This window comes from Oceanobacillus indicireducens (genome assembly GCF_014647195.1).
GTDB lineage: Bacteria > Bacillota > Bacilli > Bacillales > Amphibacillaceae > Oceanobacillus > Oceanobacillus indicireducens.
Genome location: NZ_BMOS01000019.1, coordinates 31,325 through 46,955 on the forward strand (window position 1 = coordinate 31,325; position 15,631 = coordinate 46,955).

The window sequence follows — 15,631 nt, forward strand, 5'->3', positions numbered from 1 at the left end:
GAGAAGAAAGGACGGTGAAAATCGTAGCTGATTTGTTTGTTGTTTGTAATATAATTGGAATCTGATTTCCATTTCAGGAGGGATTTTTGTGGTCACAAAAAGTAAGAAACGTTTCAGCTTACTTAGTATGTTCACTGCATTGATCATGGCAGTATCCTTGTTCTCGCCAATTTCAATCTTTGCACAGACTAATTCAGCAGAGGGGAAACTTTCTAGTAATCTAATACAAGAATTTGAAGAAAACGATAAAGTATCTTTCGTTGTTGAATTCAACGAAAAGGCTAATACAGCCGCAGCAAAAAACAGTGTAAGCTTATCTGGACTTTCTGAAAAAGAAGCGGAAGTTCAGCAACGAGAAGCAGTAATTAGTGCTTTACAGACAACTGCAGATAAAACTCAAGCAGATGTCTTAAGTTACTTAGAGAATAACACCGATGCGGAAGTAAAATCATTCTATATCGCAAACATTCTTATTGTAACAGCAACTCAGGAAGTAGCTGAAGAAGTTGCAGCATTCCCTGAAGTTAAAAGCGTTACAGCTAGCCCGGAAATCACATTAGTTGACCCGGTAAATACTGAAAACGGCTTGAATGATATCATTGACGACTATCCATTTGGATGGAACGTTGATCATGTTAAAGCTCCAGAAGCTTGGGATAAAGGTTTTGACGGTGAAGGTATCGTAATTGGTAACATTGACTCTGGTGTTCAATGGGATCACCCAGCAATCCAAGATAGCTACCGTGGTTATAATGCAGAAACAGGCGAAGTTGATCACTCTGCAAACTTCTATGATGCTATTAATGGCGAAAAAGAAGCATACGATGACAACGGACACGGTACACACGTAACTGGTACTACATCAGGTCAAAGCATTGAGGCTGGAGATTACTCCGGTGCTTTAGGTGTTGCACCAGGTTCAACTTGGATTGCAGCTAAAGCTCTTAACTCAATCGGAAGCGGTCCACTAGATGCATTTGTAGAGGCAGCAGAATGGATGTTAGCTCCAGGTGGAGATGCAGCTAATGCACCGGACATCATCAACAACTCATGGGGAGTTGATTCTGGTGGAGAAACGTTTGATAATGAGTGGTTCCGTGATGTAATTGTTTCTTGGACAGATGCGAACATCTTCCCAGTATTTGCAGCAGGAAACCTAGATAACCCTGAAGAAGGATCAATCTTTGTTCCAGCATTATACCCAGAAGCATTTACAGTAGGTGCAATTGATAAAGATAACAGCCTTGCTGATTTCTCAGCAAAAGGACCGTCACCATATGGTGAAGTAAAACCTGAAGTTGTAGCTCCAGGTGTAAATGTTCCATCTTCATACCCAATTGACGATATTGCATGGGCTGGCGGTACTTCTATGGCAGCACCAGCAGTTGCAGGTGTTGTAGCACTTGCTAAACAAGCAAACGAAGACGCAACAATTGAAGATATTAGAAATGTTCTAACTGAAACAGCAACAAACTTAACGGACGATGAATTCACTGAAGAAGTTAACAATGGTTTCGGTCATGGATTGGTAAATGCTTTAAAAGTAGTTGAGGAAATTACTGAAGAAGAGCCGACTCCTGATCCAGATCCAGATCCAGATCCAGAACCAGAGCCAAAAGATCTTGAGCGTATCTTCGGTCAAAGCAGATACGACACGGCAATTGAGATTAGCCAAGCTTGGGAAGACGACTCTGTTGACACAGTAATCGTTGCCCGTGGTGATGACTACGCAGACGCCCTAGCTGGTGTTCCTTTAGCACACGTACTTGATACACCAATTCTTTTAACTACAGACAATGATAAGATCATTGAGAAGACATTAGCTGAAATTGAAAGACTTGGCGCTACTGAGGCAATCGTTCTTGGTGGAGAAGGTGCAATTGCTCCTACAACCTACAACAGATTAGCTTCAGCAGTTCCTGAGATCAATCGTTTATCTGGTGACACCCGTTTCGAAACTGCAGCAGAAATTGCAGAAGCATTCGCTGAAGTTAACGGTGGCGAACTGAATGAAGTTGTTGTAGCAAACGGCTTGAACTTCCCGGATGCACTGACAATTGGTTCATTCGCAGCTCAAACGGAAACTCCAATTGTATTAACATTGGATGACCGTGTACCAGAAGCAACACAAGAACTACTTGATAAGTACAATGTAGCTGAAACTACAGTAGTTGGTGGAGAAGCAGTTGTTAACGCTGATGTAGAAGCAGCTCTTCCATCTGCAACTCGTCTAGCTGGTAATGACCGTTACGGTACTAACGTTGCAATCTTAGATCACTATGAGTCTGTAGACAGCGGTCTGTACATTGCAACAGGTAAAGATTATGCTGATGCTCTTACAGGAGCAGTTCTAGCAGCACAAAACGATACTGCGATTCTGTTAGTTCATGATAAGATTCCAAAAGAAATCGCACCTTACCTCGATGCAAATGACGTTGACTTCTCTGCAATCTTTGGTGGTAAAAATGCAGTAGGTGACGATGTTAAACAAGCTCTAGAAGACTACCTGAACGAATAAGTTCGGTAGGAATCTACGAAAACATCCTATAGAGTAGGCCAATACTCTGTAGGGTGTTTTTTGTTGTTTAATTTTACCCTGTAAGAGCTCATCAGCATAAACTCACATTGCAGTATATAAGCTATGCATATATTTGTCCAGTATAATATATCTATTTCGTTTATAATGGTTATGGGTAAAAAGTAACATATGGGTAGGGAAAATGAATGAGTGGAAAGTTTAGTAGAATTACATATGGATTTATGGTGTTGATTTTGCTGTTGAATGTGGTTGCGCCGAGCTTAACCTTTGCGGCAGCTGACAGTAAACCACCTGTAATTGAAGATATTAAGGTGAGTCCAGATGAAGTTGGTGTAGGAAATCAGATTGAGGTATCTATGAAAGTGACCGATGATGATTCAGGTGTAGAATGGGTGTCTACTCACTTCGACTCTCCGGTCAATACCTCATCTATTATAATCTATTTAGAAGAAAATGATGAAACTGGACTATGGGAAGGCAGTCATACGCTAGATTCCTATACACATGAAGGGGAATGGGAATTTTCCCATATTTGGGCTACAGACTATGCGGGTAATACTGCAAGCTTATATGCTCGAGATATTCCCGATATAAGTGATTTAAATTTTATTGTTAAACCAGAATTAGATGTCAATCAAGCTGAATTTCCTTATTATGTTACGGTAACGAATGAAAAATGGGGAAACAAAGTAATCGATAAAGATGTATACATCGGACCAGATTCCATTATTGAAATTGAAGGTAATGTAGAAATCACAGGAGATGTTTATATCTATGGAATAGTAAGAAATAACGGGAATTTAACAATCAATGGTACCCTTCATGCACATTCAGTAAATGACAAGTTTGATTATTGGGAACCTGGAGCAATTGTATTCTCGGATGATTCCACGCAAAATATAAAAAATACCAATGAAAGCACAGAACCATACGATGTCCCATTTGAAATATTTAATGAAGATTTAACAAATGAAACGGGAACTATCGAGATTGAAGGAAAAACACTTCCTTTTGTTGATGTAACGATTAAAAATGAAGCATTATCGCTTGATTACCGCGGCTATTTCTCAACGACAATTGAGGATGTTTCATCAAATAAAATTCCATTTGAAGTAGTAGATGCTTTTGGAAATACAATAGATAAATATGTTGAAGTTAAAGATGTAGTTACACCAGAAAAAGTAACTGACTTTAAAGTAATAGAGACTAATTCTGATTCCATCACCGTTAGCTGGAATAGTGTGAAGGACACCGATTTAGCTAATTATATTTTATATGTAAACGATGAAAAAGTGGCTATAGCAAAGGCTGACGAAACAACACATATTTTCACAGATTTGCAAGCAAATACGGAGTATAACTTATCCATTGTTGCAGCAGATGAGAGTGACAATGAAAGTGAGAAATCAACAATTAAAGCAACTACAAATCCAGAAACTCCAAGTGTAGATGCTGTAACAGAGGAAGATGAAGTAATTACTGGAACATCCAGCCCGGCAGTCCAAATTATAGTAAACGCAAATGGAAAAGAGTTAGCAACTGGAAAAACGGATGAAAAAGGCAAATTCAGAATTACTATTCCGAAACAAACTCATGGAACTGAGTTGACTGTAGTGGCTGTTGGTAAGAACGAACAGGAAAGTAAAGCTACAAAAGTAACAGTAGCAGACACTACACCGCCAGCAGCTCCTGAAGTCAATGAAGTAACCGATCAATCAACGGAAATTACCGGTAAAGCAGAAGCTAATTCAACGGTCATTGCAAAAGTAGCGAATAAGGAAATTGGACAAGCTAAAGCAAATGCGAACGGTAATTTTACAATAAAAATCACTAAACAAACTGCTGAAACGGAAATCGCTGTGACAGCGACAGATAAAGCAGGAAATGTTAGTAAGGCAAGCAAAGTTGTTGTAAAAGACGTAACTGCTCCTGAAGCGCCTGCTGTTAACCAACTTACAGACCAATCAACAAAAATTACTGGAACAGCAGAAGCAGCATCCGTCGTAGTTGCAACAGCTAACAATAAACAAATCGGTCGAGTGACTGCTAAATTTGACGGTACATTCGAGATGCCGATTAAGAAACAAGCAGCTGACACAAAAGTTACAGTAACTGCAAAAGACAAAGCGGGAAATGAAAGTAAAGCAGCAACCATCATGGTGAAAAAACAAGTCGAGCGTATTTCTGGATATATGCGTTATGACACGGCAGTTGAAGCAAGTAAACAAGGCTGGGATAAAGCCGATACGGTAATTATCGCGCGTGGCGATGATTTCGCAGATGCCCTTGCAGGTGTGCCACTAGCTCATAAGCTGGATGCACCCATTCTCATGACACCAAGTGATAAACTTTGGAATAATAGTCTCGAGGAAATCAAACGCCTCGGTGCGAAGAATGCAATCATCCTCGGTGGAGAGGGTGCGGTAAGTAAAGCAGTATCCACTGAATTAACAAAAGCTGGCTTGAAAGTCGAGCGGATTGAAGGAAAATCGCGCTTTGAAACAGCTGCATTAATCGCTAAGGAAATCGCACCAAATGGAACGAAAAAGATAGTCGTAGCAAATGGTATGGATTTCCCTGATGCACTTTCCGTCGCATCTTATGCAGCAAAAGAAGGCATGCCAATTCTCTTAACACTAGATGATCGCGTTGCAAAAGCAACAGAATCCACAGTAAAGTCACTCGATGTAAAAGAAACACTCGTTGTCGGTGGGGAAGCAGTAGTTTCCAAGAAAGTACAACAAGCTTTGCCGAAAGCCAAGCGTTTAAGCGGTAATGACCGTTATGAAACAAACATTGCAATCGCGAAGCATTTTGGCGTAGACAGCAACCATATTTATATCGCAACTGGACGGAACTATGCTGACGCACTAACTGGTGGAGTACTTGCAGCTAAAGAAAACAGCGCAATCTTACTCGTCCACCACCGCGTCCCAGCATCCGTCTCCGGCTACATGAACAAGCAAAACTTCCAAAGTCTCTCCATCTTCGGGGGCACCGGAGCAGTTGATGACTCAATCAAAAATGATTTAACAAAACGATTGAAATAAGTACAAATAATCCCCTGTAAAAGTAGACAACCTACTCTACAGGGGATTTTTTCCTCTGCTAATTGGTGAAAAGTAAATTTCGGAAAATTAACCGTTGACAGACACCTACCCTATATGTAGAATGATATTCAATTCTTACTAATCAAATATGAATTACCTTTATCAAGAGTCGGGGTAGGAATCTGGTCCGTTGATCCCGCGGCAACCATTACGTTACGTAATAAGGTGCTAATTCCAGCAAGCAGATGCTTGAAAGATGAGGGGGTGAAGCTATCGAACAAACTCTTCCTCATCCTGGAAGAGTTTTTTTATTATCCCAAATCCTATTAAAAATATAGGAAAAGTATATTATGTGTTACCGAAACAAAAACAAAACAAAAAAGGAGTGGCTAAAAATGAGTAACAAGAAACAAATTCATTTAAACGGTTTTGTACAAAATTCACCATCCCCACATTCTACTGGACTATGGAAACATGAGAAAGATGAAGGACTTAAGCATAATAGTCTCGAATACTGGACGGAAACAGCGAAAGTATTGGAACAAGGTAAATTTGATGCTGTATTTATCGCCGATGTGTTAGGAACCTATTCGGTCTATGGAAACAGTCACGATGCAGCAATCCGCCATGCCGTCCAATTGCCTGCCCATGATCCATTATTAATTATTTCTGCCATGGCACAGGTTACCCGGCATATTGGCTTTGCACCAACCGTTTCAGCTACATATGCCCAACCCTATGCATTGGCACGTCAGTTGTCGACATTAGATCATTTGACGGAAGGCCGTCTTGCGTGGAATGTCGTTACTTCCTATTTGGAAAGTGAAGCGATCAACCTTGGCTTATCTGGTCGTCTGCCAAAGAGTCAGCGTTATGACCGGGCAGATGAATTCTTAGAAGTCGTTTATAAGCTTTGGGAACATAGCTGGGAAGATGATGCAGTTGTGCACGATAGAGCGGGAGACCTATTTGCGGATCCCGAAAAGGTTCATGCCATCAATCATCACGGGGAGTTTTTCAACGTACCAGGAATTCATTTAACGGAACCGTCCCCACAGCGGACACCTGTCTTATTCCAAGCTGGTGCTTCTCCAAGAGGGCGGGATTTTGCAGCGAAACATGCGGAGGGCGTATTCACGAAAGGGCATTCCTTGGAAGCCCAGAAGAATTACTCTCAAGACTTACGTAAGCGGGTCGTCGAACAAGGAAGGAATGCTGATAGTGTCCGCATCTTCCCAATGGTCCTCCCGATTGTCGGTTCCACGGAAGAAGAAGCATATGCGAAATACGAGGATTTGAAGAACCATGTCAGTTATGAAGGAACTGCTGCACTGCTTTCCGGACATACAGGAATTGATTTCTCGAAATATAATCCGGATTAATACATTGAAGATATTGAAACAGAGGCCGTTCAAGGAAATCTTGATATGTATACGAAGGACCCGATAAAGAAGTGGACATTGCGGGAATCCATCCAAAATCATGGCCTCGGTAATGGAACAGCGAAATTCATTGGAACACCAGAACAAATTGCAGATAAAATCGAGGAATGGGCAACAGAAGGAGACGTCGATGGATTCAATATCGCACAAAGCTATTCCTTGGAAACCTTTCGTGAGTTTGTCGATCATGTCGTACCGGAATTACAGAATCGTGGTATCTACCGGAAGGAATACACAGGAAAAACATTACGGGAAAGTCTGTTTGATACCGATTCCGCTCGTTTGCCCGCGAACCATCCGGCAAAAAGAGTATATACCCTAATAAAGTGAAACTTCATTCAGTAGGGGTTTCCTTATCGCCCCACTGAATGTTAGTTGAACAGAATCAGGTATTTACGGACTGTCTATCCCTCACCTTCACATGTTGGGCTTCCCCCATGTTTAGAGGAAGTGATATAACAGACCGTTAATACGTGAAAAAAATGAGAACATACCCTATAAAGTTGATTTACTAACTTTATAGGGTATTTTTGATTAATATCTAATTTTCATAGAACTGGCAACTATGAAGTGTTAAAATGGTATCTATCATAGTTACATAGTTTATAAGTAAGGAGAATGAAGGATGCAGAATAAATCGATAAAATTGTTGTCTGTATTAGCGGTTGTTCTCGTCTTTTTGCAAAGCATTTTGCCAGGAGCAGCCTTTGCGGCGGATAAGACAGAACCTGCGGAGAGTGAGGGAAAGCTCTCAGCCGAACTTCTCAGTGAATTTAATGAGGATGAGCTCACCTCCTTTATCATCACATTTACGGAGAAACCAGATGTGGAGAAGGTTGCCATGGAAGCTGCTCAACAAGCAGATGCGACACTTTCCGAGGGCAATGTAAAAGAGTTACAGCGGGAAGCAGTTGTAACTGAATTGCAAAGAGCGGCTGAAACATCACAAGCGGAAGTGATGCAGCTGCTAGAAGCAGAAGCGGAACAAGGAAATGCAGAAGAAATCAAACCATATTATGTTGCGAACACGGTAGCTGTAACGGCAACAAAAGAAGTTGCGGAGAAAATCAATAATCTAGACGAAGTAGAAAAAATCGTACCAAATAAAGAAAAATACTTACATAACAAAACGAACGCAGAAAGAGCGGCACTCCCAACAAGTCCGGTATGGAATGTTGAACGTGTGAATGCACCAGATGTTTGGGAAAAAGGATATGATGGTACAGGAATAGTAGTGGCGACAATTGATTCTGGGGCGGATTGGACACATCCGGCAATCAAGCAGAACTATCGTGGCTATAATGCAGCGACTGGTGAAGTGAATCATACTTACAACTGGTATGACATTACTGGCGATTCCAGTGAACCGGTCGATGTCGTTGACCATGGAACACATGTAACAGGAACAATCGTCGGCACAAATGGCGAGCAAGGTATTGGTGTTGCACCAGGTGCAGAATGGATTGCGGTCCGTGCTTTTGACAGTAATGGACGCGCATCTGACAGCGATTTACTGGAAGCAGCCGAATGGGTATTGAATCCGACCGATGCAAATGGAGTAGAACGACCTGATCTTGCCCCAGATATCGTAAATAACTCTTGGGGCGGCGGTGGCGGTTATGAAGAATTTTACCGTGATATCGTCAAGGCTTGGGTAGCGGCAGGTATCGTTCCTATTTTCTCAACTGGAAATGATTATAATCAGACACCAGGATCTGTCGAAGCGCCAGCCAACTACCCGGAATCAATCGCTGTCGGTGCGGTTGATCAAAATAATGAATTAGCACCATTTTCACTACTAGGCCCTTCTCCCTATGGTGAAATCAAGCCAGATGTTGTCGCACCGGGAGTAAATATTTATTCTTCGATACCAAATGGAAGATATGGAACGAAACTAGGCACATCGATGGCAAGCCCAGCAGTATCTGGAGTCGTAGCACTCATGAAGCAGGCACTTGCGAATTTATCTGTTCAAGATATCCAAGGCATTATCCGTTCATCTGCAACACCACTGACAGATGATGAATATACGAGTCATCCGAATAATGGGTACGGATATGGATTACTCGACGCAACAGCTGCGATGGAGCAAACGTTAGTAGAGAAAGAAAAATCCGTACAACGAATCAGTGGCTACTTACGTTATGACACCGCAATTGAGATTAGTAAAGAAGGGTGGGATCGTGCAGATACGGTCATTCTAGTAAGAGGAGATGACTTTGCTGACGCACTCACATCCGTCCCGCTTGCCTTTAAAGAAGATGCGCCGATTCTTTTAACTGGCTCTAGCAAACTATATGATAAGACATTGCGTGAGATCAAACGATTAAAGGCAAGGAATGTCGTGATTATTGGTGGAACTGGTGCAATCAGCAATAGTATTCAATCAACATTACAAAATGAAGGCTTAAATGTAAGAAGAATTAGCGGATCGAGTCGGACAGATACAGCGCTTCTCATTGCGAAAGAAGTTAACCCGAGCGGATCAGATCAAGCTTTTGTCGTAAACGGGTATGATTTTCCAGATGCGTTATCGGTGGCACCATACGCAGCGAAGAATGGCATCCCGATACTCGTCACACAGAAAGATAGAATCCCAGCCGCAACCACGAAGGCATTGAGCGATTTGAATGTCGGGAAAACGATTGTTGTCGGTGGTGCAAGTGTTGTAACAAATGCGGTTAAGAACAAACTGCCACAAGCAAATCGAATCAGCGGAAATGATCGCTATAGTACAAACACATTGCTCGCTCAGCATTTCAATCCGGATGTTGAAAAGATGTACATTGCAACCGGAAGAAACTTTGCCGATTCGTTGGCAGGAGCGATGCTTGCAGCGAAGAACAATACTGGAATTCTTTTAGTACACGACCGGGTCCCAGCAAGCGTCACGAAATTTATTACAGAAAAAGATGTTAAGAACCTAACCATTTTCGGTGGTAAAGGTGCCGTAAGTGAAGAGATAAGAGAAGAATTGCTTGATCTATTGAACTAAAAAATAAACCGGGGCATGACCGACTTGACTGCAGATTGTCTGCAAGGAAGAAAGTTATGTCCCGGTTTTCAGATTAAACTATTTTGAGGTGATTATGATGAAGAAAATAGCCGGAATTCTTATCTTAATCGCAGCTCTGATTTTTACAGCTTGCCAGTCAACAGACGATGAAGCGGAGGAAGAGCTGCCTGCAGACAATGAGCAAGAGGAGCAGGAAGAAAATGAAACAGAAGAAGAAATCGAGGGAGATGAAAAAGTGAATACTGAATTAACCTTTGCACTAAACGCAGAAGACGACAAGATGTTTTACACGGTAGAAAACGAAGGAGACGGTGTAGCAACATTAAAATTCGCAACGAGTCAAAAGTATGAATATGAAATTAGTGATGAAACTGGCGTGATTTCGAAGTATTCGGAAGGGAGAGCTTTCCTGCAAGCAGTAGAAGAGATTGATTTAGCAGCCGGTGACGAACAATCTTTTGAAGTCGAATTACCAAAACTTGAACCTGGTGAATATACGGTCAAAATCTATCTCACGGCAAGTGATCTTGCTGAAACATCCGAGATTAGCGAGAAATTTGAAGTAACTTCAGATAATTCCCTTAATATCAATTGACTAATAATTTCAGAACAAATATAATAATATGTAAATCTTTGTAATCAGATTTTAATCTGATTGTTGAAAGGGGGACAGGGGGCTATATTTGTTCTGAAATTGATATCGAAAAGGGGAGGTTTTTAGTTGAGGAAGTTGAAGAAAAGTCTTATATTATTTGCCGCATTTCTATTAGTCTTTTCGAACATCACATTTGTAGCGGCTACACCTTCTAGCATCACTACGAAAGAGATCACAAAAGAACTCGAACGGGCAGACAAAATCAGCAAGGACGAGCTTCAAGAACAGTTCAGTCCAGATGATGAAGTACGCGTTATTGTCGAAGTTGATGGGGACCCTGCAATTCTCGCAGCAACTGCTAAGGGAAAGAAGTTCAGTGATCTGTCAGAATCAGAGAAGGTAGATTTACAATCTAAAAACATAGCAAAACAAGACAAAGTGAAACAGACATTGAACAAAGAGAAAGTCGGAGTAGATTACAAACAATCCTTTGCGACCGTATTCAACGGGTTTAGTGGGATTGTGACATTTAAAGATATCGAAAAAATCGAAAAGGTATCCGGTGTTAAAAAAGTAACAATCAGTACAGAATATAAACGCCCTGAAGCGGAACCGGAGATGAAGTATAGTAAAGAGATCGTCGAAGCACAGAAGACATGGGATGAGTATGGTTATGACGGGGAAGGGATGATTGTTGGAGTAATCGACTCCGGAGCAGACCCGAATCACCGTGACTTTATTCTTTCAGACGATACGGAAGCAGCACTATCCGAATCCCAGGTGAAAGAGTATATTTCAAAACATGACTTACCTGGTAGATATTTCAATGAGAAGGTCCCATACGGCTATAACTATATGGATGAAAATGATGTCATCCAGGACAAGGGTGCCGGTGCTTCCATGCATGGAATGCACGTATCCGGTACGGTTTTAGCGAATGGGGACGAAGATAATGGTGGATTGAAAGGGGTTGCACCAGAAGCCCAGCTTTTAACGATGAAAGTATTCGGAAATGATCCGAATATGGGCTCTACTTGGGGTGACATTTACATTAAAGCGATTGATGATGCACTCGTTCTTGGCGCAGATGTCATCAACATGAGCCTTGGCTCTGTCGCTTCTTTTGTTGACCCGGAAAACCCAGAACAAGATGCTATTAGAAATGCAGTCGAAAATGGAATTCTTTTCTCTATCTCTGCAGGTAACTCTGCACACCTTGGTAATGGGTTCTTCAATCCATATGTATCGAACCCGGATATTGGAGTAGTTGGTGCACCTGGTTTAACGTATGAATCCTTACAAGTAGCGGCTTTAGAAAACAGCCATATGGATATGGATGCACTAAACTTTAATTATGGTGATAAAGAAGGACTCGCGCCATACTTATCTGCAAGCTCAGTCCATCCGAATGATCTCGAGGGTACATTTGAAATCGAGTATGTAGGGATTGGTGACGAAGAAGGCTTTGCAGGAAAAGATTTGACAGGTAAATTTGCCTTTGCAGTCCGTGGGAATGCCTTTGCTGAAACCGCCTTCAATGCCCAGGACGCAGGTGCAGAAGGTGTCATCGTCTATAACCACTCAGACGGCTGGGTGAGCATGCAGTCTGACCCGAAAATTACGATTCCGCAACTATTTATGGCGAAAACAGATGGGGAAGAGTTAAAAGCGGCACTCGATGCCGGGGAAAACGTTACGATTTCCTTTAATGAAGAAACAAAGACAGTAGTGAATGAACTTGCGGATTCCATGTCAGATTTTACATCTTGGGGGCTGACACCGAACTTGGACTTTAAGCCGGAAATAACAGCACCAGGCGGCAATATCTTATCGACACTTGAAAACGATGAGTATGGCACGATGAGCGGTACGTCGATGGCAGCACCACACGTAGCTGGTGGTTCCGCGCTGATCTTAGAGCGTGTGGACGAGCTGTTTGATTTAGAAGGTGCAGAACGCGTACAAATGGCGAAGAATATTTTAATGAATACTGCGAAACCAGTAAGTGACAAAGGTGAATTCAATGAGGACTTCGGAGACGGTGAAATACCGTATTCACCTAGAAGACAAGGTGCTGGAATCATGCAGCTGCACGCAGCGGCGAGTACACCTGTTGTTGTAACTGAAAAGAATACTGGGGAAGCTAAAGTTGCACTGAAAGAAGTCGATAATGAGTTCAGCTTTACACTAGTAGCAAGAAACACGAGCAATCAGGCTGTTTCTTATGACGTGAGTGCGAACTTGCAAACAGACCTCCAGATCTTCGGTTTACTTGGAAATGCCCATTATACAGGTGCGCTTGATGAACTTGAGGCAGTTGAAATTGTAGATGCCGATGTTACCATCAATAAGGGAAATACGTCCGTGAGTATTCCCGCAAACGGCATGATTCAAGTTAATGTCGATGTGGATCTAAGTAACGCAAAAGCATTAACAGTTACAGATGATGGTGACGTAGACTACGTGGCCCCTAACGAAATTTTCCCTAACGGATATTTCGTTGAAGGTTTTGTCACATTTGCAAACGAAGCATATCCAGAGCTATCCGTTCCATTCGTTGGATTTAATGGAGATTGGAATGCAGCTCCGATTTTAGATGAGTTTGTATATGACGGAAAGGATTCCTTCTATGAGCAAGCTGGATTCGTCTATGATGATAACAATGGTTCTTACAATTATCTAGGAATCGATCCAACGACTGATGAAGGCTCCGTGGAAAATCTAGCAATCTCACCAAATGGTGATAACTCACATGATGAAATTATTCCAGTTCTATCTTTCTTACGTAATGCAAAATCTATTGAATATCGTGTCCTTGATAGTGATGGTAATAAGCTGCGGACAATACTCACAGATAAAAATATCACCAAGAATTACTATGATGGCGGAAGAGGACCAGCCTTCTACCTGAACCCGCAAGCAGCATGGGATGGAACAGTGAAAAACAAGGTAGTTGCGGATGGGGAATATATAATCGAAATCGCTGCGACGATTGATTATGAAGGTAAAGATGCACAAGTAGTACAAGTACCTGTAAAAGTTGATACGGTTGCCCCAACATTAACCGCAACACTTAAAGATGACCGTGCGACACTACATGCAGCAGATGAATTGTCTGGTGTCTCCCATATCGAAGTCATTGTCGATGGTGATGTAGTAGACACAATCGCGGCTGACGTGAGTGAGTATACATTTGATAAACTATCGAAAGACAACCGGGTAACATTTGTAGCGGTAGACTACGCTGGTAATGAAACAGCAGTCGATGTTTCAACTGGAACAGACGAGGATATTCCAAATATCTATGTGGAAACGCCAGAAACATTTGAAGCGTTCAACACAAACGAAATCCGTATTGCCGGTACAGTGGAAGATAAATCAGAGATTGTTGAATTTACGATTTCTGGTAAGGATGTCGAATTAACGAAGGAATCCAAAGGAGTTTACAGCTTCGATACGGTTCAAGAGTTTGAAGATGGTGCGAACAAGCTTAAAGTCTACGCGAAGGATGAATTCGGTAATGAAGCTTCCTTATCCAACAGTAGAACATTCTATGTCGACACAACTCCTGCAGTAATTAACGTTACGGCACCAGGACATGTGAAGCATGATGTTACCTCTGTTGAAATAGATATCAATGTAAAAGATAACGCAGAAGGTCTTCGTCTCTACTTAGAGGACAGTGAAATTGCCTACTATGAAGAGACTGGCTATGATATGGTAGCGATTGATAAGACAGAAAGCGTTGAAGTTTCTTTAGAGCCTGGTCAGAATACGTTTGCAGTGAAAGCCGTCGACCTTGCCGGGAACGAAACGGTGGAAAAAGTGAAGATCTACCGTGCAACATCAGCAGACGATGAAGCGGTATCCCGTCTTTACGGAGATTCTCGTTACAAGACTGCAGTTGAATTGAGTAAAGATGGCTGGGATTCCGCGGATACTGTTGTCCTTGCACGTGGGGATGACTTTGCTGATGCCCTTGCAGGTGTACCACTTGCCCATAAATTCGATGCACCGTTACTATTAACACAAACAGATCGTTATACACCTGTAACGAAAGAGGAAATCGAACGCCTCGGCGCATCCACTGTTTACTTACTAGGCGGTGTCGGAGCGATCGATAAAAAAGTCGAAAGTGAACTAAAAGCACAAGGAATTGAAGTAATCCGGGTATCCGGAGATTCCCGTGATAAGACAGCTGCAGAAATTGCAACGATTGTGACAGACGGTGAAGCAGTGGACGAAGTAGTCCTTGTGAACGGCTATAACTTCCCAGATGCTGTTTCCATTGCAGCATACGCAGCTGAAGAAGGAATGCCAATCCTCTTAACTCAGGATGCAAGACTTCCAGAAGCTACGCAAGCCGCCTTATATGACTTGAAAGCAACTGAAACGCTTGTCATCGGTGGTAAGACAGCAATCAATGACAATGTACTGAAACAAGTACCGAAAGCTAACCGTGTATCTGGCGCGGACCGATTTGCCACATCGGTTGAAATCGCGAAACACTTTGACTTGGATACAAAAGAATATTACGTCACTACTGGAATGGAGTTCCCTGACGCACTTGCAGCAGCAGCAATTGCAGCAAAAGACGATACTGGAGTAATTCTAGTAGGAAAATACGTCCATGATTACATGGAAGACTTCATCACAGACAAAGATCTCGAAATCCTTACAATCGTCGGAGGTCAATCCGCAGTAAGCGACGACATCTTTAATGAATTAAAACGTCTTATCGACTAATCCATGAACGCAATCCAAATCTTCTCCGGCCCTAAAAAGCTGGAGAAGATTTTTTGTGGGACGGGAGACTGGGGTCAGAGCATTTGTCCCAGTGGGACAAATGCTCTGACCCCAGTCTCCCACCAAAAGTATCCATTATAACTAACAAATTCTGTTTATTTTTGGTATGATAGACTTAAACTGCCAATCTATCGAACTAGAAAGCGTATAATGAATGAAATAAATAAGCATTAATGCATGGGT

5 protein-coding genes, 1 pseudogene and 1 riboswitch are annotated in these 15,631 nt (G+C 42.0%); all 6 genes and pseudogenes read left to right on the plus strand.

Features of this window, described 5'->3' with window-relative positions; translation table 11 throughout:
* Positions 1–88: 88 nt before the first annotated feature.
* The 6 genes and pseudogenes from IEX94_RS12875 to IEX94_RS12900 all read left to right on the plus strand — a co-directional run bounded on the left by IEX94_RS12875 (position 89) and on the right by IEX94_RS12900 (position 15,388).
* Complete coding sequence (locus tag IEX94_RS12875) at positions 89–2,518, plus strand: cell wall-binding repeat-containing protein (RefSeq protein WP_188858000.1); 2,430 nt, start codon at positions 89–91, stop codon at positions 2,516–2,518.
* 206 nt (positions 2,519–2,724) lie between these two features.
* A complete protein-coding gene (locus IEX94_RS12880) occupies positions 2,725–5,589 on the plus strand; it encodes a cell wall-binding repeat-containing protein (RefSeq protein WP_188858001.1) in 2,865 nt (954 codons plus the stop codon).
* 156 nt (positions 5,590–5,745) lie between these two features.
* Positions 5,746–5,852: riboswitch (SAM riboswitch) on the plus strand.
* Between the two features lie 132 nt (positions 5,853–5,984).
* Positions 5,985–7,361 (plus strand): annotated as a pseudogene (locus IEX94_RS12885) (LLM class flavin-dependent oxidoreductase).
* A 295-nt stretch (positions 7,362–7,656) separates the two neighbouring features.
* On the plus strand, positions 7,657–10,026 hold the full coding sequence (locus tag IEX94_RS12890; RefSeq protein ID WP_188858002.1) for a S8 family serine peptidase: 2,370 nt from the start codon (positions 7,657–7,659) through the stop codon (positions 10,024–10,026).
* A gap of 94 nt (positions 10,027–10,120) precedes the next feature.
* Complete coding sequence (locus IEX94_RS12895; RefSeq protein WP_229782714.1) at positions 10,121–10,642, plus strand: BsuPI-related putative proteinase inhibitor; 522 nt, start codon at positions 10,121–10,123, stop codon at positions 10,640–10,642.
* A 126-nt stretch (positions 10,643–10,768) separates the two neighbouring features.
* Positions 10,769–15,388 (plus strand): cell wall-binding repeat-containing protein, encoded by a 4,620-nt coding sequence (locus IEX94_RS12900; protein ID WP_229782715.1) that lies wholly within the window; start codon positions 10,769–10,771, stop codon positions 15,386–15,388.
* Positions 15,389–15,631: the final 243 nt, after the last annotated feature.

Bases quoted from the DNA above. Each gene is read 5' to 3' on its own strand.
- IEX94_RS12880 (WP_188858001.1), top strand. From the start codon at position 2,725: ATGAGTGGAAAGTTTAGTAGAATTACATATGGATTTATGGTGTTGATT.
- IEX94_RS12890 (WP_188858002.1), top strand. From the start codon at position 7,657: ATGCAGAATAAATCGATAAAATTGTTGTCTGTATTAGCGGTTGTTCTC.
- IEX94_RS12895 (WP_229782714.1), top strand. From the start codon at position 10,121: ATGATGAAGAAAATAGCCGGAATTCTTATCTTAATCGCAGCTCTGATT.